Here is a 25,080-nt window from a genome sequence, read left to right on the forward strand (position 1 = left end):
GCCTGCTCTTCCTGCGCGTGACTCTTCTGAAAACCCGGAACCAGATCAGCCGCCCGATCAGGCCAGCCTCAGTTCGTCCAGCGAAACCACCACATGGTGCGCCGCATGGTCGGGCGTCGGCGCGGTGCAGCCGTGGATGCGCCGCTCGCGCAGGATCTGCACGGTCGTCCACCCTCGGGCGCGGGGGGTCACGAAGTCCTTGGCGGCATTGTCGGCAATATAGACGTGGTCCGCCGCAGGACGGCCGGACCATTGCTCGACCATCTCGTACGCCATGGCATGAGGCTTGCCGCAGCCTTCGGGCAGCAGGCCGGTGAGGATCACTTTGCCGATCCGGTCGTGGAGGCCCAGCGCCGCCACTTTGTTGCCCTGGGTCTGCGCCGGGCCGTCCGTGATGATCGCGCTGGCCCGCGCGCCAAGCCGGTCGAGCAGGCGTCCGGCGTCTTCGGCCAGCGCGATCTCGGGCACGTGGCCACGGTAGAGCGCCACCAGCGGCGCGACCTCGATCGCGGCAAGCCCCATGGCCGCCAGCGCCGCGTCGAACACGGTGCCGCGGTGCCCTTCGTCCAGCAGCCGCGCGCAGTGCTCGGCATAGCCGGTCAGGCCGTGGCTCTCCTCCAGATGGCGCCCCACGGCCGCAAAGCCGCTGCGCGCGAAGTCCCGTTCGAGATAAAGCGTGTCGTCGAGATCCAGCACCACGACCGGATGCAGGATATCAACCACGGAACACGGCGCTGTCGTAGCGCACCATGGTCACGCCCTCGCGCCAGTGCTCGCTGGCGCATTCGGGCAGCCCGGAGACGCGGGCGAGCAGGCTCTCGGCAAAGCGGCCCCCGGCCTGGTCGGCCAGGGGATAGCCGCCGCCGAAGCGGGCATTGATCTCGAAGACGCGGGGACCGCGATCGGGATCGTCGATGAGCTGGAAGCAGAGCACGCCCTCGGCGCCCGGCCCGCTCGGAACCGGGGCGACGAGATCTCCGGCGTTCGGGTCACGCGCATTCAGGCCACGCGCGTTCAGGCCACGCGCATTGAGGGCAGCGGCGATGTCTGCGGCAATGGCTATCATGCGCGGGTCGCGCACGGTGCGCCCCTTCTCCACTTCGCCGGCCCGGGTCGAGATGCGCAAGTGCGGGATCGCCGATCGCATCCGGCCGCGCGCATCGAGGTACATGTTGATCGTGTATTCCGGGCCGCGCAGCAGTTCCTGCACCAGCATCGGCTCGGGATAGTCCGCGCGGATGTCGGCCGCCGCGTGCAGCACGCCGATGCCGCGGCTGGCACTGCCGCCCACGGGCTTGGCAAAAAGCGGGAAGGCCCAGCCCGAGGGATCGGCGCGCACATCCTCGATCCGCGCGGTGCGCGGCACGGGCACGCCCGCCTCTGCCAGCACGGCGATCGTGCGTTCCTTGTCGCGCACGACGTCGATCACTTCGGGCGCGCTGACGTGGACCAGGGTTCCCACTTGCGCGAAGCGGTCCCGCGCCCGCGAGAGCAGGTCCAGCTCGGTATCGATGGTCGGCACCAGCAAGGCGATCTTCTCGCGCGCGCAGTGCTCCAGCAGGCGTTCGACATAATCGGGCGCCGTGCAGCGCGGCACCGCGAAGGCCACTTCCGCCTCCAGGCAGGCGGCGCTCAGTTCGGGCTGCAGGTCGCAGGCATGGACTTCCGCGCGCAGGCCCAGTTTCTCGGCCGCGCGGCGGAAGCACCGCGTCAGTTCCACCCGGCGCCCGGCCGACGTGAAGAGTATCCGTACCACCCTGTTTCCCCCGTTCATGCCTTCGGCCCCATGGCTCCGGCGCCCCTCAACCTTCCGCCCCGGCCCTGCGCCCGGCCGGACCGGACACCGTGACCGACCGCGCGCCACGATGCCGCGGCGAGACGACTTGCGCCAGGACCTGGTCCCATTGCTGGAGTATCCGCGCCGGCTGGAACCGCGCCATGGCCTCTGCGGCCTCGGCGCCCATGCGGCTGCGCGCCAGGGGATCCGCGATCAGGCCCGCCATCGCCTGCGACAGCGCGGCCGGGTCCTCGCTCGCGACCAGCAGCCCGCTGCGGCCATGCTCCACCATGTCGGCCGGGCCGAAGTCGCAGTCGGCAGCGATCGCGGGCAGTCCCGCGGCCATGGCTTCGCCCAGCACATTGGGAAAGCCTTCGTAGCGGGAGGACAGGACGAAGATCCCGGCCTCCTCCACCCAGGCGCGCGGCCGGGGGCTGAGCCCGCGCAGCAGGACGCGGCCCTCCAGGCCGAGAGCGCTCACTTGCGCCTCCAGCGCGGCGCGTTCCGGGCCTTCGCCCCAGATGTCGAGCCGCCAGTCCGGCCAGAGCGGCGCCACGGCGGCGAAAGCCTGCACCAGCAGGTCGAAGCCCTTCTGGTGCGTCAGCCGGCCGACCGCGCAGAGGCGCTTCACCTCGCCCTCGGCCCGCATCACGTCAGGCGCGGGCACCGGGTTGGCGATGGTCACCAGCTTGGCCTGCACGGCGGCGGGAAAACAGCGCCTTACCGCCGCCGTCTGGCAGACGATGGCGTCGGCGCGGCGATAGAGCAGGCGCAGCAGCAGGTTCCACAAGGGATGCGTGCCCTGCCGCTCGGGATTGTTGCGCTCGGCACAGACGAGGCGCGTGGGCGTGCCGAGCGTGGCCAGCGCGGCGATCAGGTTGTTCTTGGTCAGGAACGAGACGATCACTTGCGGCTGCCGCGCCTGCAACACCCGCCGCAGCGCCGCGACCCGCCCCGCCATGCCGGCAAAGCCGCTGCCCCCACCGAGCCGGTGCAGCGTGACCGGCTGCGGCAGGCGGTGGAACACGGGATCCTCCGGCCTGTCGAAGGCGATCACGTCCACCGTATGTCCCGCCGCGCACCAATGGTGCGCGAGCTGGGCGATCACCTGCTCCGCCCCGCCGGCGCCAAGGCCGGAGGCGAGGATCGCGATGCGCATCGTGCTGGTTGGAAGTACCAAGGCCCCCTCTTCCGCCTGCGTGAAAATCTGCCTGCGTGAAAACCGCTTCGTCAATTGCGCCAGAACCTAGCGAAAGCCTGCCGCGCAGGCAGGCGTTCATGCGGTCTAACCCTTTATTGGAGCGGGCGATTTGGGAGCAATGCGGGAGGGCGACCCGGCAGGATCGGGACCATGACGGACCGGGCGCCGGCCGAAACATCACGATGAGCCTTCGGCAGGCCCCGGCACCCCCACCCGGCGGTCCGCCGTCATCCTGAGTGGGTACGCCCTAATCGCGCTCACGGTCGCTGGCGGCATCGGCCACACTCCCGTGTCAGGGGTGCGGCCAGGCTGCTGGCGCCGCAGGCAACAGGGGATCCCGATGATGGAACGCGACAGGCCGCAGAACGCGGGGCAAGCCGCGGGGCAGGGTTTGGGCCAGAACGCAGGCCAGAACGTGGGTCAGGCCGCAGGTCAGGGCCGGGACTACGCCGCGCCGCAATCCGCGCCGGACCTCGGCGCCGAACCCGCGGGGCTCTCGGCCGCCTTGCCGCAAGGCCTGAGCGACGGCCCGGGCAATACCGCGCGAACCGCCCCCAGCCCGGCCATCGTCGCCGCGCTCGGCCTGCTGGCCGTGCTGTTCCTGGGGCTGGCCGGACGGATCCTGGCCTTCCCGATCGGACGGGACGAGAACCTGTTCATCACCGTCTCCCGCCTCTGGGGCACCGGCGATATCTACCGCGATTTCGGCTATAACCACTTGCCTTACCTGCCCTATATCCTGGGCGGGTTCTACTGGCTGACCGGCACCGGGCACGTCCTGCTGCTGGGCCGCATGCTGATCGTGGCCGCCTGGGCCATGGCGATCGGGGCGCTCTGGCTGATCGCCCGCCGCCAGCGAACCGGCTTTCCGGCCTTCTTCACCGCCGCCATGCTGCTGATGGGCAATGTCCTCCTGATCGGCCCCCCGGGCATGATGGTAAGCAACAACTTCCTGCCCATTCCCTTCGCGCTCATGGCGATCCACTTCCTACTCTGCGGGCTGGACCGCGAGCGGCCCTCCTGGATGTGCTGCTTCGTGGCGGGCGTGCTGGTCTCGGTGGCGGTGGGGCTCAAGGCCAACTACATCTTCATCGCGCCGTTCCTGGCGGTGACCACGCTGCTGGCGCCGCTGGCCCATCCGCTGCGCCAGCGCCTGACCTGCGGCACCGTGCCGCTGGCGCTGGGCGGGCTGACCGGCGGCATCCCCGCGCTGATCGCCATCGCCTCCGACCCCGACGCCTTCTTCGCGCATACGATCCGCTACTTCACCCAGCTCCAGCCGGTCTACTGGATGCACTCCACCGAGCCCAAAGTGATCGGCGTGGCCCAGAAGATCCTGCTGGCGGAAGACATCTGGACCTCGAACGCCACGCTCCTCGCCCTCGTCGGCGCGGTGGCCCTGGTCGCCCTCCCCCTGCGGCGGCGCGGCTGGCGGGACGGAGTCCTGGCGGTCTGGTCCTGGCCGGTGGTGCTGGCCGCGGTGCTGGCGCTGATGGGCGTGGTCGTGGCCTTCGTGCCCAGCCCGTCCTTCCCGCAATATTTCGCGCCGCCGATCCCCTTCCTGATCCTGCTGGTGGTGCTGCTGCGCGCCCGCACGCTCAGCGAAAACCGGCTGGCGGCGGACGCCGTGCTGCTCTCGCTGGCTTTCGTGGCGCTGCTCTGCGCGGGGTCCAGGCTGGGGCCGGGCCTGATCTCCCTCGCCCGGCCGACGTCGTGGGAAGGCGTGAAGATCCACCGCGAGATGCGCGCTCTCGCCCGCAGCGCCGGGGCCTCCTCGGGCGACAGCGTGGCGACGCTCTCTCCGGTGCTGGCGCTGGAGGGCGGCTTCTCGCTGCCGGGCGAGTTCGCCGCCGGCCAGTTCGTCTACCGCGTGGCGGACTACATGCCGCCGCAGGACCGCACCTACTGGACGACAACCTCACCCACCCGGCTGGTGTCCTGGCTCGATGCCAATCACCCCTCGGCCATCCTGATCGGCGGGGAAGAGCCGCTGGAGCAGGCTTTCGCGGACTATGCGCGCAGCCACGGCTACCTGGAATTCGCCAGCCGCCGCAACGGCACCGGCCCGGTGCTCTACCGCCGCCCGCTGGACCCGGACGAGGCTTCGCAGTGATCGCGCGGAAACCCGGCGCAGAAGGCGTGGCCGATCCCTCTGCGGAGCCTACCCGAATGGTTCCTTCGGCCATTTGCAGAGCACGGGTTAACCCTTTGGCACCCCTGCTGGCTAAAGCTGCCTAACCCCGATGAACACTTCTCCGCCGGACCGCTCTGCCCTTAACCTTCCCTCATCGACCGGAGAAATTCTCCAGAAAATTCCGACACCGGAGGTGCGGTTATGAAAGTCGTCCTGCTCGCCGGGGGCCTTGGGTCCCGCCTTGCCGAAGAAACGGTCCGCGTCCCCAAACCCATGGTGGAAGTGGCGGGCCGCCCGATCATGCTTCACGTCATGGATATCTACGACCGCTGGGGCCACAACGACTTCATCGTCGCCTGCGGTTACAAGGCCATGGCGATCAAGAGCTTCTTCCAGGACCTCCACCTCATGTCGAACGACTTCACGGTCGGCATCGGCAATGGCGAGATGGCCCTGCGCCCCACTTCCAAGGTCGACTGGCGCGTGTCGGTGGTGGACACCGGCCTGGCCACGATGACCGGCGGACGCCTGAAGCGCCTGCGCTCCTGGCTCGACGACGAGACCTTCATGGTCACCTATTCGGACGGCGTCGGCAATGTCGACCTGGACGCGCTGCTGGCGTTCCACCGCTCGCACGGCAAGCTCGCCACCGTCACCGCGGTCCAGCCGCCCGCCCGCTTCGGCAACCTGGAGCTGGGTGAGTGCGACGGCAACGGCGGCCAGGTGGTCGAATTCACCGAGAAGGTCGTCAAGTACGAGACCTGGATCAACGGCGGCTTCTTCGTCTTCGAACCGGGCGTGCTGGACTATCTCAGCGGCGACGAGGAACCCCTGGAGCAGGCGCCGCTGACGCGCCTGGCCCATGACGGGCAGCTCATGGCCTACAAGCACAAGGGCTTCTGGCACCCGATGGACACCGTGCGCGACCGCGACACGCTGGACAAGCTGGGTACCTCGGCGATGCCGCCCTGGATGGATTTCGAAAACGGCCAGCCGGTGCTCAGCACCGACCTGCCCGCGAAGTTGCAACATGCCTGAACAAGGCACACTGAATCAGGCGCTTGTTTCGGCATATCGGGGCAAGCGGATTCTGGTGACCGGCCACACCGGCTTCAAGGGTGGCTGGTTATGCCTCTGGCTCAGGCAACTGGGCGCAGAGGTCACCGGGGTCGCCTTGCACCGCCCCCCGCAAGGCCCTGACATGTTTCATTCGGTCGACCTGGGGGGGCTGGTCGACCACCGCATTGCCGACATCCGCGACGCCGCCGCCTTCGATACGGCCTGTGCGGACCTGCGGCCGGACCTGGTGTTCCACCTCGCCGCGCAGGCGCTGGTGCGCCCGTCCTACGACGATCCGGTCGAGACTTTCGCCACCAACGTCACCGGCACCGCCGTCGTCCTCGACGCGGTGCGGCGCATGCCATCGGCGCGCGGCGTGGTCGTGGTCACCAGCGACAAGTGCTATGAAAACCGCGAGTGGGAATGGCCCTACCGCGAGACCGACGCGCTGGGCGGGGCGGATCCCTACAGCGCCTCGAAAGGCTGCACCGAGCTGGTCGCCGCGGCGTTCCGGCGGTCGTACTTTTCCAGTCCCGACGGCTGCCAGCTGGCCACCGTGCGTGCGGGCAACGTGATCGGCGGGGGCGACAACTCGCTCGACCGCCTGCTGCCCGACGTCGTGCGCGCCACCATGGCCGGCACCGCCGTGACCATCCGCAACCCGGCCAGCGTGCGCCCCTGGCAGCATGTTCTGGAGCCGCTGGCGGGATACCTGATGCTGGGTGCGCGGCTTCTTGGAGAGGATGCGCCGCGCTTTGCCGAGGCCTGGAACTTTGGCCCCAGCGCCGATGGCTTCATCGACGTCGAGGAAATCGCGCGCCACTTCCAGCGGGCCTGGGGCCCGGGCGTGGCGCAGATCGCCTTCGGGCGCCGTCCCGACGACCCGCACGAGGCGGGGCTGCTCACGCTCGATTCCAGCAAGGCCCATGCCCGGCTCGGCTGGCGCCCGCGCCTCTCGACCGAGAAAGCGGTGACGATGAGCGCCGAATGGTACCGCGCCTACGCGCGCGGCAACGCCGACATGCGCGCCTTCAGCGAGGCGCAGATCGCCCGGTACTCCGATCAGCTCTCCGGCTCGGAGACCGGGATCACTGAAACTCTCCAGGGGGAAACAGCAATATGCGCGTGAATTATGGTCAGACCGTCCACGGCGAGGAAGAAATCGCCGCCGTCCTCGAAGTGCTGCGCACCTCCACCCAGATGGGTCCGAAAGTGCGCGCCATGCAGGAGCAGGTCTCGGCGCTCTTCGCCAAGGACCACGGCATCATGGTCAATTCCGGCTCCTCGGCGAACTACCTCGCGATCGAGCTGCTGAACCTGCCCGAAGGCAGCGAGGTCATCACCCCGGCGCTGACGTTCGCCACCACCGTGGCGCCGATCGTGCGCTCGCGCCTGGTGCCGGCCTTCGTCGACTCGGCGGTCGGCACTTACAACATCGACGTCGAGAAGATCGAGGCGATGATCGGGCCGAACACCAGGGCGATGATGATCCCTTCGCTGATCGGCAACCTGCCCGACTGGGACCGCATCCGCGAGATCGCCGACAAGCATGGCCTGATGGTCGTGGAAGACAGCGCCGACACTCTGGGCGCCACCTTGCGCGGCACCAGCACCGGCACCCGCTCGCACATCTCCACCACCAGCTTCTACGGCTCGCACGTCATCAATGCGGCGGGTAACGGCGGCATGCTCTGCGTCTCGGACGAGGACCTCGCCCGCCGCGCGCTGCTGCTGCGTTCCTGGGGCCGCACCAGCTCGCTCTACGTCGATTCCGAAAGCATCGAGAAGCGTTTCAACGTCGCGCTCGACGGTATCGACTATGACGCCAAGTTCCTGTTCGACGAGCTGGGCTTCAATGTCGAGCCTTCGGAAATGGGCGCCGCCTTCGGCCTCGTCCAGCTCAAGAAGCTCGACAACAACATCGCCGCGCGTGAGCACAACTTCGAGCGGCAGTACCAGTTCTTCAAGCAGTACGAGGACTGGTTCGTCCTGCCCGAACAGCTGCCGGAATCGCGCACGGGCTGGCTCGCCTTCCCGCTGACGATCCGCGAGGACGCGCCCTTCACCCGCACCCAGATGCAGATCTGGCTGGAAGAGCGCGACATCCAGACCCGCCCGGTCTTCACCGGCAACATCCTGCGCCAGCCGGCCATGAAGGACGTGACGCTCAAGGCCCCGCCGGAAGGCTGCCCGGTCGCCGATGCGGTGATGAAGGGCGGYATCCTGCTCGCCTGCCACCACGGCCTGACGGAAGCGCATATCGACTTCATGCACGAGACCTTCGAAGGCTTCGTTCGCTCCCTGACGACAACGTCCTCGCGGGAGGCGGCGAATGCTTGAAATGTCCATTCCCAAGCCGGCCGATGCCGCCGATTCCGCCTCGAAGCTCAGCGAATGCCGCGCGTGCAAGGCGCCTTCGCCCTACCTCTTCCTGCCGCTGGGCGACCATGCCCCCGGCCAGATGCTGATCCGCCCGGAAGACCTGGGCGCGGAGCAGCCGGCCTTCCCGCTCAACACCCAGGTCTGCCTGGAATGCGGGCTGGTGGAGATCGCCGACCAGATCCCGGTCGATTTCTTCCGCCACTACCTCTATGTCCCCTCGGGGGCCGCGCGCATGCACACGCACTTCTCGGACTTCGCCGAAGTGCTGGCCGCGCGCGCGGGTGACGGGCTGATCGTCGACATCGGCAGCAACGACGGCCTGCTCCTGGCCGCCTGCAATGCGCTGGGCTGCCGGACGCTGGGCTTCGACCCGGCCGAGAACATCGCCGCCATGGCCGCCGAGCGCGGGGTCGAGACATATATCGACTACTTCACGCCCGCCTCCGCCGAACTGGTCCGCTCGCAGCGCGGCCCGGCGAAAGTGATCGTCACCACGAACACCTTCAACCACATCGGCGACCTGCACACTTTCATGGCGGCCATCAGCATCCTGCTGGCGGACGACGGGACGTTCGTGATCGAAGTGCCCCGCGCCAAGGAGTACATCGACCACACCGAATTCGACAATATCTACCACGAGCACGTCTCCGAGTTCAGCCTGCTCTCGATCGTCAAGCTCGCCGCCTTCTTCGACCTCGAAGTGACCGACGCGCTCTCGCTGCCCGACATTCACGGCGGCTCGATGCGGGTGTTCCTGAACCGCAAGGCGGCCGGGATCGGCCCCTCGCAGTCGGTCGGCACGATGCTGCGCGACGAACTGGCTGGCGGCATGCTGGTCCAGGAGACTTATGACGCGCTCGCGCTCGAAGTGGAGGACATGGGCCGGGACATCCGCGCCATGCTCGACGAGATGAAGGCCCAGGGCCTGAAGATCGCCGGCTACGGCGCCTCGGCCCGCGGCAACACCCTCATCACCCATTTCGGGATCGACACCGATTACCTCGACTTCCTGGTAGACCGGAATCCGCTGAAGCACGGTCTCTATTCGCCGAACACGCGCATTCCGATCCGCCCGGTCGAGGCGATCGAGGAAGAGAAACCGGACGTGCTCTTCGTGCTCGCCTGGAATTTCTTCGACGAGATCTTCGAGCAGCAGGCCGCCTTCCGCGAGCGCGGCGGCCGCTTCCTCGTGCCCCTGCCCGTGCCGAGGATCGTCTGCTGAACCGATCAAGCCGGGCCGGAGCGTAATTTCCGGCCCGGATCTTTTGCGGAAGGCCGGATTGTCGTGGAAGGCCGCAATTCTTGTAGAAGGGTCGCCAAGTGGCCGAAGGCGTAACGCTGCTCACAGGTGCCGGCGGCTTCATCGGCGCGCATCTCGTCCGCCGCCTTCTCGATGAAGGCGGGGACGTCCATGCCATCGTGCGCCCCTCCACCGAGCTGGGGCGGCTCTCGCCCTTTGCCGAGCGCCTGACGATCCACCGCATCGACTTGTCGGACCGGCTGGAGATCCGCCGCTGCATCCGCGGCATCGCGCCCCGGCGCGTGTTCCACCTGGCGGCCGAGACCCGCCTGCCGCCCCAGCCCGATTTCGCGGCGGCCCGCGCCTCCCACGCCATCTACCTCCAGCCCGCGCTCAACTTGCTCCAGCCGCTGGCCGAGCTGCCCCGGCCCCCGGAAGTGGTCGTGCGCGCAGGGACCATCGCCGAATATGGCCGGGCCGCGCTGCCCTACCGGGAAGACGCCCGCGCGGTGCCCTCCACGCCTTATGGCGCGGGGATGCTGGCGACCACCGAGGCCATCGCCATGCTGGCCCCGCGCCTGCCCTTCCCGGTCGTCACCGCGCGCCTGGCGCTCTGCTACGGCCCGGGCCAGGCCCCCAGCTTCCTGATACCCGCGCTGATCGACGCCTGCCTCTCGCGCCAGCCGATGACGATCCGCCGCCCGGCCGACCGGCGCGACCTGATCCATGTCGACGATGCGGTCGACGCGCTGCTGCAGATCGCCCGGCAAGCGACGCGGCGGGATGTCCCGGACTGCGTGAACATCTGCTCGGGCGACGCGCCGACGATGGAGGAGGTCGCCTGCCGGATCGAGGCCATGACCGGCTGCCCGGAGAACTTCCTGCCGCGGGCCGAGCCCGAGGACGCGCCCGTGGAGCTTTGCTCCAGCCCCGACCTTGCCGCCGGCGTGCTCGGCTGGCGCCGCCGCATCGAACTCGACGAAGGCCTCGCCCGTACCATCGCGGGCGAGCAACTCATGTGCACGAAAGCAGGATAGATCCGTGAACGCCGAGCCGAAGACCCTGGTTTCCATCCTCGTTCCCGCCTTCAACGAGGAACTCAACGTCGTGCGCTGCTACGAGGCGATCGTGCGCGTCTTCGAGAAGCTGCCCGAATACGCCTACGAGATCATCGTCACGGACAACCATTCCACCGATCGCACTTTCGAGCTGCTGGAAGACCTTGCCCGCAAGGACCCGGCGCTGAAGGTCATCCGTTTCTCGCGCAACTACGGCTACCAGCGCTCGCTGCTCTGCGCCTACAAGGCCGCCACCGGCGCCTGTTCGATCCAGCTCGATTGCGACCTCCAGGATCCGCCCGAACTGATCCCCGAGATGCTGGGGCTGTGGCGCGTGGGCCACCAGGTGGTCTACGGCATCCGCCGCTCGCTCAAGGACGGCTTCGTCATCGCGACGCTGCGCCGCGCCTTCTACCGCTTCATTTCCTGGACCAGCGACGACGACCTTCCCGTCAACGCCGGGGAATTCCGCCTGGTCGACCGCCGCATCCTGGTGGAACTGAACAAGGTGGAGGACGCCTCGCCCTATCTGCGCGGGTTGATCAGCGCGATGGGCTTCTCCCAGGTGGGCCTCGAATACGACCGCGGCGACCGTATCGCCGGAGAGAGCAAGTTCCCGCTCAAGTCGATGATCTCGCTGGCGGTGGACGGGGTGCTCAACCACTCGCTGATGCCGCTGCGGATCGCCTCGATCTCGGGGATCGTGATCGGCGTGCTCAGCATGGTGCTGACCTTCATCTACCTCGTCGGGCGGGTGTTCCTGGGCCAGGCCTGGCCCGCCGGTTTCGCCACGACCACGATCCTGCTGCTCATGTCGATCTCGATCAACGCGGTCTTCATGGGCATCCTGGGCGAATATGTCGGCCGCCTGTTCCTCCAGGCCAAGCCGGGCACCCGGCCGATCGTCGAGCAGAAGATCAACTTTCCCGAAGTGATCTCGCTGGTTGCGCGCGAAAGACAGTGATGCGGGTGAGCACGAAGAGCACACCCGCATAAGTGCAGATCGCCAGGCCCTGCACCAGGGCGCTGCGCTCGAAGCCCGCCGCGCGGCCCAGCGCGATCACGCCCAGGTTCGCGGCATAGGACACCAGAAACGCCGCGCCGTAGCGCAGGGCCTCGGCCGTGGAGGCGCGGTGGCGGGCGCGGAAGGTGAGGTGCCGGTGAAGGGCGTAGGAGATCGGCAGGCCCATCGCGAAGCCCGCCAGATTGGCCGCATAGTCGCCCAGCCCCGCCCGCAGCCAGCCCAGGATCAGGCCGTAGCCGATCGCCGTATTGGCCAGCCCCACCAGCACGAAGCGCGCCAGCGTCGCCGCCTCGCGCGCCAGCGCCGACCTGTCCAGTGGGGGCCTGTCCACGGGCCGGCGTTTGCGCGGAATATCGGTCACTCCGCCTCCTGAGACTGCAGCGATTCCACGTCGTAGAACTGGCGATACCAGTCGGCGAAGCGTTGCAGCCCTTCTTCCAGCATGACGCGCGGGTGGTAGCCGCAGATCGCCTGCAGCTTGCTCACGTCGGCATATGTGGCGGTGACGTCCCCCGGCTGCATCGGCCGCATGATCTTCTGCGCCTTGCGGCCGAGCGCCGTTTCCAGCGCCTCGATCATGTCCATCAGCCCCACCGGGCGACTGTCGCCGATGTTGAGAACACGGTGCGCCCGCGCTTTCGCGCCGCCGGCGCCCGGCACATTGTCGAGCGCGCCCAGCACACCGTCGACGATGTCGTCGATATACGTGAAGTCCCGCGCCATCCGGCCCTCGCCATAGACCTCGATCGGCTCTCCGGCGAAGATCTTCCGCGTGAAGCCGAAGTAGGCCATGTCGGGGCGGCCCCAGGGTCCATAGACCGTGAAGAAACGCAGCCCGGTCTGCGGCAGCCCGTAAAGGCTGGCGTAGGACTGGCTCATCAGCTCGCAGGACCGCTTGGTAGCGGCATAGAGCGAGACCGGCTCCGTGGCCGGATCGTCCTCGGAGAAGCCGCCTGCCCCCCCTTCCTGACAGGCCCGGCCGTCCGGCCCGGCCAGCGGCCGCTCGCCGTAGACCGAGCTGGAGGAGGCATAGACCAGATGCTCGAAGCCTTCCGCATGGCGGCAGGCCTCCAGCACGGCGAGATGGCCGGCCAGGTTGGAGCGCTCATAGGCGAAGGGGTTCTCGATGCTGTAGCGCACCCCGGCCTGCGCGGCGAGATGGACCACCCGGCGCACGCCCCGGCTGCGGACCAGCGCGGCCACGGCGGCGGCATCGGCCACGTCCAGGCGGTGGAACTCGAACTCGGGCAGGCCCTCGAACGTGGCGAGGCGCGCATGCTTGAGCGCGGGGTCGTAGTAGTCGTTGACCACGTCGAGCCCGATCACCTGCTCGCCCCGGTCGAGCAGGCGGTGCGCCACGGCATGGCCGATGAAGCCGGCCACGCCTGTGACGAGGACAGGTCCGGTGACATTGGCGGCAGCGAGTGCGGGATCGGTAGGGTTCAAGAGCGGCTTCCTGTTGCGACGGGTTCCGCCGCAAGGTTGGGCATCGCCGGGCGGGCCGACAATCACCCGGAAGCATAGCGCGCCCGGTCATTGGGGCCGCACCGCGACCCAAGGGATTAACCCCTCGCAGGAAACCGGCGATCCCGCATCGCAGGGGCGCGGCTCGGGCGCGGAAACGCGCCGGAACCGGCTGTATATATCGATCCACCCTAGACTTTCGGAGGACCATCCGGGCGATTCATGGCAATTGACCCGACCCGCCCCGTCATGGTCTCTCGTTTGTGTTCAAGGTGTTGTCCTGAACGTGACAAACGATGTCCTCGCGGCCTGACCTTCCCCGGCATGCACGCGCGGAGGAGCCAGGGAGCGCGACGTGAAGGAGCCGGGTACAAGACCACTTGTCCATATCGGATTCCACAAGACTGCCTCAACGCTGCTCCAGAACGCCCTGTTCTCGCGGCGCGAACTCGGCTTCGAGCGGCTGGAGAACGATCGCTATCACATCCAGCTGGACTTCGTGAAACAGGGCGCCTTCGACGACCTCTCTCCCCACCGGATCGAGAGCTATCGCCGCCGCAGCCGCGAGGCGCAGGCGCGGGGCAATACCCTGGTGGTCTCGCACGAGCGGCTGTCCGGCTATCCCGCCTCGGGCGGATACGACGCCAAGCTGATCGCCGACCGCATCAAGAACTGCCTGCCCAACGCCCGGATCCTGGTCTTCGTGCGCGAGCAGCGCTCGATGATCTTCTCGTACTACCTGCAATATATCAGCGACGGCGGCTCGCTCTCGTTCCGCCGGCTGACCACCCCGCTGCAATGGACCCTCTCGCGCAAGCCGGACTTCGACTTCCGCTCCTTCGCCTATGTCCAGTGCATCGAATATTATCGCCAGCTTTTCGGCCCCGAAAACGTGCTGGTGCTGCCTTACGAGGCCCTGCGCAACGACGCGTCGCGCGTCGCGCGCGAGATCTCGCAGTTCTGCGAGCACGACGCCTCGCTGATCCCGCACGACATCTTCGGCGCCCCCGCCAACGAGGGCATGCCGATCCTCATGCAGGCCCTGCGCCGTCCGCTCAACGCCCTGTTCAACCGGAACCAGCTTTCGCCCCAGGCGCCGGTGGTGTTCCCCCCGTTCGACCGCTACTACCGCAAGCTCCGCCCGATCTTCGCCTTCACCGCCATGTTCGACAAGCCGCTCCGCCGCCGCCTGATGCGCCAGATCGAGCAGTCGGTCGGAGAGCGCTATGCGGAAAGCAACCAGCAGCTTCAGCGCATGACCGGCTACGACTTGCGCCGCTTCGGCTACAGCCTGCCCAGTCCCGCCGCGCCGATGCTGGAACCCGGTATCAGGGGCGCGACGGCCGCCGGCGTCCCGCGCAAGACCAAGCGCTCGCGCGCCGCCCTCCACGCTCACGGCCAGGCGCACAATCACACAGGCGGGTCGCGCACGGCATGACATCCTTGTGACCCGGAGCTGCGCCACTGCCCTCCCGCTCGAGCGCGAGCCGGGCGGGTCGCCCGCGCCTGCGGCCGATGCCGCAAGGACGGGTGACGGCAGGGCGTCCCGATCCGGCGCAGGCTTCAACCCCACCGTCCACGGCCTGCGCGGCGTCGCGGCGATGATGGTCTTCCTTGCCCATGTCCTGGGCGGCCTGGGCGAGAACATCTACCCGCACGACGCCGCCTACCTGGCCGTTACCGAGGCACCGTGGAACTTCGGCCGCTGGGGCGTCTGGCTGTTCTTCGTCATCAGCGGCTACGTGATCCTGCCCAGCGTCATGCGCTATTCCGCGCGCGAATTCGCGCTGCGGCGATTCTTCCGCCTCTATCCGCTGTTCCTGGCCTTCTCGCTGCTGTTCATCGCGGTGAACGCGGCGACGGGCACCATGCCCGAACTGAACACGCTGGAATCGATCGTGCCGGCGCTGCTGCTGGTCAACCTGCTCACCCATACCGAGCAGCTCACGCCCAATGCCTGGAGCCTCAGCTACGAAGTGCTGTTCTACGCGATGGCCTGCCTGACGGTGCACACCGCGCTGCGCCGCGGGGACCGTGTGCTGACCGTGCTCCTGGCCCTGACCGCGGCCGGCCTCGTCTACCGTTTCCCGGCCATGGCCTTCTTCCTCACCGGAATGGGCGCGAGACTGCTCGACGAGCGGGGCCTGCGCCCGCCCCCCGCCTGGCGCCCGGCGCTGGAGGCCCTGGCGTTCGCCGGGTGCCTCTATTTCGGTTCGATCCAGCACTACGATTTCATGCTGAAGAACATGGGCGACCCGCGTAACTACGCGATGCTGTTCTTCACTTCGGCCTATTTCTACATGGCCATCGCCCCGGGCAGCGTGACCGGCCGCCTGCTCGACCGGCCCTCGGCGTTCTACCTCGGCACCGTCAGCTACAGCCTCTACCTGGCTCACCCCTACACGTACCTGACGACGCGCCTGCTTTTCGTGCGCCTCGGCCTGTTCAGCGCCCACTGGGCACTGTCGCTGGCCCTGTTCCTCTCCGTGGTGATCCCGGTGACGCTGGTCTTCACCGAGATCGTCTACCGCCTGCTCGAACGCTACCCCTACCAGTGGTACTTCCACGAACGCATCTTCCACCGCCGCAACCGCGAGCGGCTGGAGTCGGAGTAGAAGCCCCCTAGCGGTTCTTCTTCGTAGTCGTCTTCTTGCCCGTGCTCTTCTTGCCCGTGCTCTTCTTTCCAGTGCTCTTCTGGGGCGTGCTTTTCGTTGACGAGGCGCAGGGCCAGGCCTTGCGGGTGGCCTTGAAGACCTGCTCCGAGGCCGAGCCCTTCCGGTCGTTCGGGTTGCGCGCCAGGTAGTCCATGGTGACTTCCTTCAGCTGGCCGATGGTCACGTCCGCCGGCAGGCAGCTGTCGAGCTTGTTGGTCTTGCGCGTGGTGTTGAAGGCATCGACGGCGCCGGTGATATAGGCGATGCATTCGTAGCTCTTCTCGACATAGGTATTGCTGCCGCGCTCGGTCATGCAGGCCGCATAGAGGTCGTCGCCGGTGTAGAAACTGGCGTTCGCGGCAACGGGGAACAGGCCAAGCGGAGCGATCAGGAAGACGCAGGCCAGCTTTACGGATTTCATTCTCGAGTCTCTCCAACCAATTCGCGAACCCTTGGGACAAATCCCCGGCGCGTCAATCGCTGCCGGCAGCCTGCTGCGAAAGCGGGCAGCGACCCTCATGCCTCGCCGGCCGGTTCCGACCTAGGCCGCCGGCAATGCCGCCGCGCGTTTCGCATGCTGCATCACCACCAGCGTCTTGAACGCGCGGACGTGTTCCTCGCCGTGAAGCACCCGGCGCGAGAAGGCATCGTAATGCGCCATGTCCTGCGCCGCCACCTGCAGCACCAGGTCGTGGTCGCCGGTGACGTACCAGACATCGATCACCTCGCGGGTCTGCCGAAGCCGGGCGACCAGGTCGTCCACCACGCGGCCCTTGTCGGTCTCCAGAGAGACCAGCACGATCATCGTCACCAGCCAGCCCATCGTCCGGGGCGAGACCAGCGCCATTTCCCGCTCGATCGCGCCTTGCTCGCGCAGCGTCCTGACGCGGCGATAGCAGGCGGGAGCGGAAAGCCCGACCGCCTCGGAGAGGTCCGGCATGGAAATCCGCGCGTCGCGCTGAAGCTCGGTAAGGATGCGCAAGTCGAACGCATCGGGCATGAGGCTGATCTCCGATAAATATTATCGCCGCGCGGCAATCATAGACCGCTTTTATCGCCGTCCCCGGATAAAAGCATCGCCGATTCCAGCCGAGGGTTCCATGGTCATTCGCCGCATAGCAACGCGTTCCTCCTCCAATGACTTCGCGCCGCTTGCCGCGGTGGCGACGGCCATGGTCTCGATCTGCTGGGGCGCCTCGGTGGCCAAGTCGCTCTTCCCGGTGACCGGCCCGGCCGGCACGACGGCGCTGCGCCTGGCGCTGGCGGCGGCCATCCTCTGCGGCGTGTTCCGCGTCTGGCGAAAACCGCTGGACCGGCAGATGCTCCGCGCCGCCCTGCCCTATGGATTGGCGCTGGGCTGCATGAACATGCTGTTCTACTTCGCGATCCAGCGCATCCCGCTCGGCATCGCCCTCGCCACCGAATTCACCGGCCCGCTGGCCGTGGCAACGTTCTCCTCGCGCCGCCGCATCGACCTCGCCTGGATCGGGCTGGCCATCGCGGGCCTGGCGCTGCTGGTGCCGATCTCCGCCTCGCCAGAGGCCGCCGCCGCCCCCCGGGCCATCGACCATGCCCTCGACCCTGCAGGCGTGCTGCTCGCTCTGGCCGCCGGGGTGTTCTGGGGGGCCTACATCCTCATGGGCAAGCGCGCGGGCGAGGCCCTGGGCGCCGCCGCGCCCGCTTACGGCATGACCGTGGCCGCGCTCGTCGCCCTGCCTTTCGGCATCGCCCAGGCCGGCATGGCCATGATCCAGCCGCATGTCCTGGCCATAGCGCTGGTCGTGGCGATCTTCTCCAGCGCCATCCCCTATTCCCTGGAGATGTTCGCGCTGCGCCGCCTGCCGACCAAGAGCTTCGGCATCCTCACCAGCGGCGAACCGGCCGTAGGCGCGCTGACCGGCGCCCTGCTGCTGGGCGAAGTGCTGCCCCTGGCCAAGTGGCTGGGCATTGCCGCGATCGTCGGCGCCACGATCGGCACCACGCTCACCGCGGGCACCGGCGCAGCCTCCGGAGAGCCCGGGAATTCCGGGGCCGGTACGAAACCTGTCGGTAGCGAGGCCTGACCGGCCCGGCGCCGCTTGCGCGCGGCGCCGATTACGCCCATGCCTCCCCACATGCCGCAAGCCTCCGATATCCAACTCGCCATCTTCTCACAGGCCGTCGACGCCCTTGGCGGCCAGCGCGCGCTGGCCCGGCACCTCGGCATCGCCGAACGCGACGTGCGCGAATGGATCTCCGGCGAAGCGCCGCTGGACTATGCCACCCTGCGCGAGACGGCCCGCGCATTGATCGCCCATTCGGACATGTGCCGCCGCCTGGAGCGCAAGCTCTCGCCCGCCTTCAGCGAAAACCTGACCGAAGCGCAGATCGAACACCTCGGCAATCCCGAAGGCAAGCGCCCCACCGCACTCTGATCCCGGCGCTCCCGGGCGCTCTGATCCCGGCGCTCTGATCTCGGTGACCTCGGGCAAAAAGAAAGGCCCCACGGAAAATCCGCGGGGCCCGAAGGATTGGGTCCAGTCCGAAATGCATTCCGAAAGTGCACGATGGCGACCGACGGGAAGCGTTCCTAAATTGCCGCGCGCGCATCCCGTGGGTGCGGGATAGGGTTCGCAACTGCGCCCGGCAGTGACTTAAGTCATTGGCGATGTCTTTGTTCCTGCGCGCAAAAATAAATCTCGCAGTTGCGAGATCGCACTGCCGCAAAGTCTCCCCGAATGCGCGGGAGACCTCTGCTTGTCTGGGGCCACCCAGATCGGGCCGTTACTCCATCTGCTGCTGCGCGAAGGGCATTTCCTCGGCGGGACCGAGCTTCTCCGCGCCGGAGAAAATCGCGTCCAGACGCGCGCAGACATCCCGGCGAAAATCCTCTCGCAGTATCGGCCGCGGCGCGGTGAGAGCGATCTCGTTGGCGATCGCTTCCTTGACGCGGCTGACGGCGGCATCGCCCAGCACGCCCACGGCCTGCAGCTCCTTGCAAAGCTGCACCAGCCCCGCCGCCGTCGCCTGCGCACGAAGCCCCACGTTCTTGAGGTCCTGATGCAGCCTCTTCTGTTCCACGCCGATCGACATCGCTCTCTCCTTTTCTGGCCGTTATAAATCTAACGCACAAATGCCGGAGAGTTCCGAAAAAGAACGATATATCGCGCTCGATCGCAGGGGCGCCGCAAGGCAGCACCGAGGCGAAGAGCAGCGACCTGGAAAGCCGCCGGAATGTCCGGAAAGCGGCAAAAACGGTGGTGAGCCCTGCTGGGTTCGAACCAGCGACCTACTGATTAAAAGTCAGTTGCTCTACCGACTGAGCTAAGGGCCCCCGTTGCCGGGCGCGGCCGGCGAAGCGGCTGCGGAAGGGGTCACCTAAGGGCAGGGCGAGGCTTGGTCAAGCGGGCATGAAGCTGATTAATGGTGAGACCCGTCAAAGGATCGCGCCAGGGCCCCGCAATCCGCCGCGCCGGGCCGAGCACGAAATCGCGGCTGCGGAAGGCAGGGTGCGGCAGAATCAGGCTTTTCTCGCCCTCGCCGCCCGCCCAGGGACCGCCGCTCCAGAGCACGAGGTCGAGGTCCAGCACCCGCGAGCCCCAGGCCTGGCCCATGCGGCGGCGGCCGAACTTGTTTTCCAGCTTGTGCAGTTTGTGCAGCATCTCGTCGGGTTCGCGCTTGCTGCGCACCAGCGCCACGCCATTGGCATAGCGGCGGCGCGAGGGGCCGAGCGGCGCGCTCTCGATGATGGGCGAGGCAGCCAGCACCTCATACTTGCCGCTATCGAGCGCGGCCAGCGCCGCGGCGAGCACCTGACGGGGGCCGCCGTGGCGCGGATGGCGCATGTTCGAGCCGAGCGCGACGAGATACTGGTGCTTGGCCAAGGCCGATGTCCCCCGATGATGTCGTAACTGTCGAGGGTGTATCAGATATCCTGCGCAATGCGCGTGTAGAGTTGCGGACGGCGATCGCGGAAGAAGCCCATGCCGGCACGGTGCTTTGCGGCGCGGGCAAGGTCGATCGTGGAGACCAGCACGCCGCTTTCCTCCTTGCCGAATTCCGCGACGTAATCGCCCCATTCGTCCGTGATGAACGAGTGACCGTAGAAGGTTTGCTCGGTGCCGCATTCGGTTTCGACGCCGATGCGGTTGGCGGCGATCACCGGCATGCAGTTGGACACCGAGTGGCCCACCATCGCCCGGCGCCACATGCGGCTGGTGTCCAGCGTCGCGTCATAAGGCTCCGAGCCGATCGCGGTGGGGTAGAACAGCAGTTCCGCGCCCATCAGCGCCATCACGCGCGCGCATTCGGGATACCACTGGTCCCAGCAGACGCCGACGCCGACCTTGGTGCCGAGTACGTCCCATACCTTGAACCCGTCGTTGCCGGGGCGGAAGTAGTACTTTTCCTCGTAGCCGGGGCCGTCGGGAATGTGGCTTTTCCGGTAAGTGCCGATGATCTCGCCATCGGCGCCGATCATCGCCAGCGTGTTGTAGTAGTGGTGGCCGTCGCGTTCGAAATAGCTGGTGGGGATCACCACTTTCAGCTTCGCCGCCAGTGCCTTCATCGCGATCACCGAAGGATGCTCGGCGGTCGGGCGGGCGAGCGCAAAGAGTTCCTCTTCCTCGACCTTGCAGAAGTAGGGGCCGGAGAACAGCTCGGGCGGCAGCACGATCTGCGCGCCCCTGGCGACGGCTTCCTCGACGAGCGCGGAGACGGCGGCGATATTCTCGCCCTCGTCCGCGGAATTGAGCGCGAGCTGAAGCGCGGCGACGGTGATTTCGGTCATGGAGGGGGCCTCTATCAGTCCCGCTTGCGGAACAGAAGGGTCATCCGGTCGCTCTCGCCGATGGCGAGGTACTTGTCGCGGTCCTTGTCCTTCAGCGCCAGGCTGGGCGGCAGGGTCCAGACGCCGTCCGGCCAGTTCGCGGTGTCCTTGGGATTGGCGCTGATCTCGGACTGGGCGACGAGATCGAAGCCGTTGTCCTTCATGAAGCGGATCACGTCGGCCTCGCGCAAGTAGCCCTTGGAACCGTCGGCATAGTCGGCCGGGGCGTCCGGGCGGGCGCGGTGCTGCTCGATGCCGATCAGGCCGCCGGGCTTGAGCAGGTCGCGCATGGCCGCGAATTCGCTGCCGGCGATGTTCCAGCGCAGCAGGTTGTGCATCATGCGCGGGACGACGATGACGTCGAAAGTGCCCTTCTCGCCCTGGGGGATGGCGCCGAGCGTGTAGGCGGCGAACTTGTCGGCCGGCATGCCGGTGAACTTGGCCACGTCTGCCGGGTAGTTCGCGGCGCCCTTGCGGATGCCCTCCCGGGTCTCGGGCTTGAAGGCCGGGGCCTCGGGGTTGAAGTAGAGGCCGACGAGGTGCCCCTGCTGGCCGAGGTAGAGCCCGAGCAGGCGCGAGTACCATTCGCCGCCCGGCGCATATTCGCCCACTTTCATGGTCGGCGCGACGCGGAAGAAGCTGAGCGTTTCCACCGGGTGACGATACTTGTCACGCGCGCGGTCTTCCTTGCGCGAAGGATTGGAGGCGGCGAGTTCGAGCAGCGCCTCGCAGCCCTTGCAGGATTCCGCCTCGGTGGTTTCGTCGGCAGCGGTGGCGGCGCCGGGCATGGCGATGACGCCGAGAAGGGACGAAAGGGCGATGAGGGCGCGGCGCATGCGATTCTCCCGTGGAAGCTGGTCAGTCCTGAACCTAGTTTCCGACGCCCCAATGACAAGCCGTCCCAGTGTACCTATCTAGCGACAAATTCCCCCTCATGAGGACATTCAAGACAATGGAAACGGCAATCGTTGCAGGCGGGTGCTTCTGGTGCACCGAAGCGGTGTTCCGCGACGTCATCGGCGTGGACTCCGTGGAAAGCGGTTATATCGGCGGCACCGTGGCCAACCCGACCTACAAGCAGGTCTGCGGCGGCGACACCGGCCATGCCGAGGCGATCAAGGTGAACTACGACCCTTCCGTGCTGTCCTATGGCGACCTGCTCGACGTGTTCATGGGCACCCATGACCCGACGCAGCTCAACCGCCAGGGCAACGATGTGGGCACGCAGTACCGTTCGGCGATCTTCCCGCTCGACGATGCCCAGGCCGCCGAGGCCGAGGCCGCGCTCGCCCGTTCGAACCAGGACAACGCCGGCAAGGTCGTCACCACGATCGAGGGCTTTGCCGAGGGCAGGCAGAACGAGGCGTGGTATCCCGCAGAGGACTATCACCAGGAATACTGGGACGGCGAAGGCCAGCGGAATCCCTATTGCCTCGCGATCATCCCGCCCAAGCTGATGAAGCTGCGCAAGAGCTTCCAGAACAAGGTCAAGGGCTGAAGCGCCTGCTCTTCGGGGCTTCGGACTGTGTGGCGACGGACGTGGCGGAAGCCATCCCGTCCTTCGTCATTGCGCGCGTAGCGAAGCAATCCAGGGGCAGTTCCGTGCCGCTCTGGATTGCTTCGTCGGCTTCGCCTCCTCGCAATGACGAACTGGGTGGCTCTACCCACTTCGCGTAAGGCATTCGCTTTCGCCGTGTCTCACCATGAGACACGGCGAAACGAACCATATCCAAACCTTCCCGGACAAGTACTTAGCTCGCCTATCGATCCGTTCCATTGGCGAGTCCCATCATGTCCCGTCTCCGCAAGCTGTCGCTTTCCGTCGCTGTTGCCGCCGTCGCCTTCGCGGCCAGCCCCGTGCTCGCATCCTCGGGCATGATCGCCGGGATCGACGTGCTGAAGACCTGGAACCTGGTGGTGCTGGGCGACCTCACCTCGTCCTCCGAAGTCGAGGGTCGCACGTTCGTCGGCGGCAATCTCGAAGGCAATGCCTCGAACTACCAGATCACCGCCCTTCCCGCCTCCAGCACCGGAACGCCGGGGCTGACCGTGGTGGGCGACGTCAATGGCGGCTACAAGAACCTCAACAACGGTTCGGGCGCGATCGTCGGCGGCAACGTCAACAGCGGCCTCAACCTCAACGGCGCGGCGCAGACGGTGCTGGTGGGCGGCACGATCAGCAACACCAACGTCAACAACAACACCGTCACTTCGGGCCTGGCCTCCAGCGATCCGCAGTTCGCCCAGAACCTCACGCAGCAGAAGAGCCTCATCGGCACCTCGATGGAGGGCCTGAGCCATTCGATGAGCACCGAGACGGCCAACAGCCAGCTCTCGATCAGCGGCAACACCGGCACTTTCAATGCCCAGCCGGGTGCGGGCGGCGTGGCCGTGTTCAACATCTCCGCCGCCGACCTCGACAAGATCGGCGAGATCAAGTTCAACCTGAACGGCGCGGACACCGCGATCGTCAACGTCTCAGGCACCTCGATCAAGCTGGACGACAACTTCCTCGGCGGTACCGCCAACCTGGGCGAGCACGTCGTCTGGAACTTCTACGAGGCGGAAAACCTCGCGCTCACCACCGCCTGGGGCGGCTCGGTGCTGGCGCCGGGCGCCAATGCCACCACGTCGAACTACATCCAGGGTTCGGCCGTGTTCGGCAATCTCGTCCAGAACGGCGAGATGCATGTCGGCACTTATACCGGCGGCTACACGCCGGGCGATCCGGGCAGCTCGACCAGCTCGGGTGGCGGCAGCAGCTCGGGCGGCAGCACCGATGTGCCGGAGCCGGGCATGATCGGCCTCTTCGCGATGGGCCTCGGTGCGCTGGTGTTCTGGCGTCGTCGGCGCGCCGTCGCAGCCTGAGAAGCAGGGGCCATCGCTCCTGCACCCCAATAATGTCGAGGTCACGCACCACGTATTCGTCGTGCGCCCATGGCCGCGTCGGTAGGCTTAATGGCTGCGCCGCCAGGAGCGCTCGATCGCCAGGCAGCGCGCCACGCTAACATTTCGAGGGCCTGGGGGATGATCCCCCAGAACTTCCCCTTACTTCTGCCACCTTCCGATAAAGAACCCGTCCAGCCCGCCGACATCGGCCAGCATCCCCGGATCGGTCCGCGCCCAGCCCTCGGCCGTGGGAGAAAGCCCTTGCGGCAATTCCGATGCCGTGACCGGAACCGGCGTCAGCGAGACCTTGTCCGCCTGTTCCTCGCCCTCTTCCGGTTCCATCGAGCAGACCGCATAGACCAGCCGCCCGCCCGGCTTGAGCCAGCCCGCAGCGCGTTCCAGCATCTTTTCCTGGATCGCGGTCATGTCCTCGATCTGGCGCCCGGCGATGCGGTGGAGCACGTCGGGATGGCGGCGGGCCGTGCCGGTGGCAGTGCAAGGGGCGTCGAGCAGGATCGCGTCGAACTTTTGCTCGGGCTCCCAGGTCAGGACATCGGCCTGCACCACTTCGGCCTCCAGGCCGATGCGCTTGAGGTTGTCGCGCAGGCGTTCGAGGCGGCGCTTGGAATTGTCGATCGCGGTGACCTGCCAGCCCGCCGCCGCCAGTTGCAGCGTCTTGCCGCCCGGCGCAGCGCAGAGATCGAGCGCCTTGCGCCCCTCACCCGCGCCGAGCAGCCGCGCGGGCAGGCTGGCGGCAAGGTCCTGCACCCACCAGGCGCCGTCGCGGAAGCCTTCGAGATGCTCGACCGCGGTGCCGCGTGCCAGACGAACATGGCCGGCCATCAGGGAAGTGCCGCCAAGGCGCTCGGCCCATTCGGCGGTCTGCCCGGGATAGCGCAGCGCCAGATCGAGCGGCGGCGGCTCGGCCAGACCGGCAGCAATCGCCTCGGCGCGCACGCCCCAGCGCCCGGCCACGTCCTCGGGCAGGGTCGGCACGTCGGGAAGCGTGACGCTGTTCTTGGTCAGGGTGGAGAACACGCCATGCGCCAGCCGGCGCGGGCCGCCCATCAGCAGCGGCAGGCCGGTGGCGATCACCGCGTGAGCAGGCGTTTCCAGCCGCAGGACTTGCGCCAGCATGATCTGCAGCACGGCGCGCGCCTTGGCATCGGGGGCGAGCGGCAGACGCGTGGCGCTGTCGATCAGTTCGTCGAGGTCGGTGCGCCAGCGCAGCACTTCGCCGGCAATGGCGCGGGCCAGCGCCCGGTCGGCATCGCCGCTGACACGGGCCAGCGCGGAGCCGCCCGCCTGGTCGAGCGTTTCGCCCCGCCGCAGCACGGCATCGATAAGGTTGAGCGCGGCACGGCGCGCCGGAAGGCCGGGAATGTCCATCG

Annotated in this window: 25 protein-coding genes and 1 tRNA gene; 13 read left to right on the forward strand and 13 right to left on the reverse strand. The window is 67.4% G+C overall.

Annotated elements, in window-relative coordinates:
• Positions 1–57: 57 nt before the first annotated feature.
• From AB4Z00_RS13350 to AB4Z00_RS13360, 3 genes are read right to left on the reverse strand one after another with little or no spacing between them, the layout of a single operon-like run.
• Positions 58–723 (reverse strand): HAD family hydrolase, encoded by a 666-nt coding sequence (locus tag AB4Z00_RS13350; RefSeq protein ID WP_442046286.1) that lies wholly within the window; start codon positions 721–723, stop codon positions 58–60.
• A complete protein-coding gene (locus AB4Z00_RS13355) occupies positions 716–1,774 on the reverse strand; it encodes an ATP-grasp domain-containing protein (RefSeq protein ID WP_442046287.1) in 1,059 nt (352 codons plus the stop codon). Before AB4Z00_RS13355 ends, AB4Z00_RS13350 begins: the two co-directional genes overlap by 8 nt.
• A gap of 28 nt (positions 1,775–1,802) precedes the next feature.
• Positions 1,803–2,957 (reverse strand): glycosyltransferase family 4 protein, encoded by a 1,155-nt coding sequence (locus AB4Z00_RS13360; RefSeq protein ID WP_442046288.1) that lies wholly within the window; start codon positions 2,955–2,957, stop codon positions 1,803–1,805.
• Between the two features lie 364 nt (positions 2,958–3,321).
• On the opposite strand from AB4Z00_RS13360, the gene AB4Z00_RS13365 reads away from it, so the two are divergent.
• The 7 genes from AB4Z00_RS13365 (at position 3,322) to AB4Z00_RS13395 (ending at position 11,815) form a co-directional block, all read left to right on the forward strand.
• Positions 3,322–5,091 carry a hypothetical protein gene (locus tag AB4Z00_RS13365; protein ID WP_134095316.1) on the forward strand — a complete coding sequence of 590 codons (1,770 nt, stop codon included), beginning with the start codon at positions 3,322–3,324 and terminating at the stop codon, positions 5,089–5,091.
• 222 nt (positions 5,092–5,313) lie between these two features.
• Entirely contained in the window at positions 5,314–6,150 is an 837-nt protein-coding gene (rfbF, locus tag AB4Z00_RS13370) for a glucose-1-phosphate cytidylyltransferase (RefSeq protein WP_132263855.1), read from the forward strand.
• Positions 6,143–7,300: a CDP-glucose 4,6-dehydratase gene (gene rfbG / locus AB4Z00_RS13375; RefSeq protein ID WP_442046289.1), complete on the forward strand. Its 1,158-nt coding sequence runs from the start codon at positions 6,143–6,145 to the stop codon at positions 7,298–7,300. Before rfbF ends, rfbG begins: the two co-directional genes overlap by 8 nt.
• Entirely contained in the window at positions 7,291–8,511 is a 1,221-nt protein-coding gene (locus AB4Z00_RS13380; protein ID WP_132263856.1) for a DegT/DnrJ/EryC1/StrS family aminotransferase, read from the forward strand. Before rfbG ends, AB4Z00_RS13380 begins: the two co-directional genes overlap by 10 nt.
• Positions 8,504–9,775 (forward strand): methyltransferase domain-containing protein, encoded by a 1,272-nt coding sequence (locus AB4Z00_RS13385; protein ID WP_442046290.1) that lies wholly within the window; start codon positions 8,504–8,506, stop codon positions 9,773–9,775. Before AB4Z00_RS13380 ends, AB4Z00_RS13385 begins: the two co-directional genes overlap by 8 nt.
• A 98-nt stretch (positions 9,776–9,873) precedes the next feature.
• Positions 9,874–10,830, forward strand: coding sequence for an NAD-dependent epimerase/dehydratase family protein (locus tag AB4Z00_RS13390; RefSeq protein ID WP_442046291.1), 957 nt, complete (start codon positions 9,874–9,876; stop codon positions 10,828–10,830).
• 4 nt (positions 10,831–10,834) lie between these two features.
• Positions 10,835–11,815 (forward strand): glycosyltransferase family 2 protein, encoded by a 981-nt coding sequence (locus tag AB4Z00_RS13395; RefSeq protein WP_132263859.1) that lies wholly within the window; start codon positions 10,835–10,837, stop codon positions 11,813–11,815.
• Here AB4Z00_RS13395 and AB4Z00_RS13400 read toward each other — a convergent pair.
• Both AB4Z00_RS13400 and AB4Z00_RS13405 read right to left on the reverse strand, forming a co-directional pair.
• On the reverse strand, positions 11,769–12,236 hold the full coding sequence (locus tag AB4Z00_RS13400) for a GtrA family protein (RefSeq protein ID WP_165921343.1): 468 nt from the start codon (positions 12,234–12,236) through the stop codon (positions 11,769–11,771). The two genes, AB4Z00_RS13395 and AB4Z00_RS13400, sit on opposite strands and share 47 nt — an antisense overlap.
• Complete coding sequence (locus AB4Z00_RS13405; protein WP_442046292.1) at positions 12,233–13,321, reverse strand: NAD-dependent epimerase/dehydratase family protein; 1,089 nt, start codon at positions 13,319–13,321, stop codon at positions 12,233–12,235. Before AB4Z00_RS13405 ends, AB4Z00_RS13400 begins: the two co-directional genes overlap by 4 nt.
• 373 nt (positions 13,322–13,694) lie before the next feature.
• Between AB4Z00_RS13405 and AB4Z00_RS13410 the strand changes: the two genes are divergently transcribed.
• Positions 13,695–14,777, forward strand: a complete 1,083-nt coding sequence (locus tag AB4Z00_RS13410; protein ID WP_132263863.1) for a hypothetical protein — start codon at positions 13,695–13,697, stop codon at positions 14,775–14,777.
• A gap of 7 nt (positions 14,778–14,784) precedes the next feature.
• Positions 14,785–15,954, forward strand: coding sequence for an acyltransferase family protein (locus AB4Z00_RS13415; protein WP_442046293.1), 1,170 nt, complete (start codon positions 14,785–14,787; stop codon positions 15,952–15,954).
• Between the two features lie 7 nt (positions 15,955–15,961).
• On the opposite strand, the gene AB4Z00_RS13420 is transcribed toward AB4Z00_RS13415, so the two are convergent.
• Positions 15,962–16,414 (reverse strand): Rap1a/Tai family immunity protein, encoded by a 453-nt coding sequence (locus AB4Z00_RS13420; protein ID WP_442046294.1) that lies wholly within the window; start codon positions 16,412–16,414, stop codon positions 15,962–15,964.
• 120 nt (positions 16,415–16,534) lie between these two features.
• Positions 16,535–16,993 (reverse strand): Lrp/AsnC family transcriptional regulator, encoded by a 459-nt coding sequence (locus AB4Z00_RS13425; RefSeq protein WP_132263869.1) that lies wholly within the window; start codon positions 16,991–16,993, stop codon positions 16,535–16,537.
• Positions 16,994–17,093: 100 nt separating this feature from the next.
• On the opposite strand from AB4Z00_RS13425, the gene AB4Z00_RS13430 reads away from it, so the two are divergent.
• Both AB4Z00_RS13430 and AB4Z00_RS13435 read left to right on the forward strand, forming a co-directional pair.
• Positions 17,094–18,056: an EamA family transporter gene (locus AB4Z00_RS13430; protein WP_442046295.1), complete on the forward strand. Its 963-nt coding sequence runs from the start codon at positions 17,094–17,096 to the stop codon at positions 18,054–18,056.
• 51 nt (positions 18,057–18,107) lie between these two features.
• A complete protein-coding gene (locus AB4Z00_RS13435) occupies positions 18,108–18,407 on the forward strand; it encodes a YdaS family helix-turn-helix protein (RefSeq protein WP_132263872.1) in 300 nt (99 codons plus the stop codon).
• 349 nt (positions 18,408–18,756) lie between these two features.
• On the opposite strand, the gene AB4Z00_RS13440 is transcribed toward AB4Z00_RS13435, so the two are convergent.
• The 5 genes from AB4Z00_RS13440 to AB4Z00_RS13460 all read right to left on the reverse strand — a co-directional run bounded on the left by AB4Z00_RS13440 (position 18,757) and on the right by AB4Z00_RS13460 (position 21,636).
• Positions 18,757–19,065: a hypothetical protein gene (locus AB4Z00_RS13440; protein ID WP_442046296.1), complete on the reverse strand. Its 309-nt coding sequence runs from the start codon at positions 19,063–19,065 to the stop codon at positions 18,757–18,759.
• A 165-nt stretch (positions 19,066–19,230) separates the two neighbouring features.
• A tRNA-Lys gene (locus AB4Z00_RS13445) sits at positions 19,231–19,306 on the reverse strand.
• A 40-nt stretch (positions 19,307–19,346) separates the two neighbouring features.
• Positions 19,347–19,856 (reverse strand): 2-amino-4-hydroxy-6-hydroxymethyldihydropteridine diphosphokinase, encoded by a 510-nt coding sequence (folK, locus tag AB4Z00_RS13450; protein ID WP_132263898.1) that lies wholly within the window; start codon positions 19,854–19,856, stop codon positions 19,347–19,349.
• A 41-nt stretch (positions 19,857–19,897) separates the two neighbouring features.
• Positions 19,898–20,761, reverse strand: a complete 864-nt coding sequence (gene aguB, locus AB4Z00_RS13455) for an N-carbamoylputrescine amidase (RefSeq protein WP_442046297.1) — start codon at positions 20,759–20,761, stop codon at positions 19,898–19,900.
• 14 nt (positions 20,762–20,775) lie between these two features.
• Positions 20,776–21,636 carry a class I SAM-dependent methyltransferase gene (locus tag AB4Z00_RS13460; RefSeq protein ID WP_442046298.1) on the reverse strand — a complete coding sequence of 287 codons (861 nt, stop codon included), beginning with the start codon at positions 21,634–21,636 and terminating at the stop codon, positions 20,776–20,778.
• A 116-nt stretch (positions 21,637–21,752) separates the two neighbouring features.
• Here AB4Z00_RS13460 and msrA point away from each other — a divergent pair, with 116 nt between their 5' ends.
• Both msrA and AB4Z00_RS13470 read left to right on the forward strand, forming a co-directional pair.
• Positions 21,753–22,298 carry a peptide-methionine (S)-S-oxide reductase MsrA gene (gene msrA / locus AB4Z00_RS13465; protein WP_132263904.1) on the forward strand — a complete coding sequence of 182 codons (546 nt, stop codon included), beginning with the start codon at positions 21,753–21,755 and terminating at the stop codon, positions 22,296–22,298.
• 293 nt (positions 22,299–22,591) lie between these two features.
• On the forward strand, positions 22,592–23,668 hold the full coding sequence (locus AB4Z00_RS13470; RefSeq protein WP_442046299.1) for a choice-of-anchor A family protein: 1,077 nt from the start codon (positions 22,592–22,594) through the stop codon (positions 23,666–23,668).
• Between the two features lie 180 nt (positions 23,669–23,848).
• Here the strand turns inward: AB4Z00_RS13470 and AB4Z00_RS13475 are convergent, their stop codons facing one another.
• Positions 23,849–25,078 carry an RsmB/NOP family class I SAM-dependent RNA methyltransferase gene (locus AB4Z00_RS13475; RefSeq protein WP_442046300.1) on the reverse strand — a complete coding sequence of 410 codons (1,230 nt, stop codon included), beginning with the start codon at positions 25,076–25,078 and terminating at the stop codon, positions 23,849–23,851.
• Positions 25,079–25,080 lie beyond the last annotated feature (2 nt).

The organism is Novosphingobium sp. YAF33 (genome assembly GCF_052113265.1).
In the GTDB taxonomy this organism is placed as follows: Bacteria; Pseudomonadota; Alphaproteobacteria; order Sphingomonadales; family Sphingomonadaceae; genus Novosphingobium.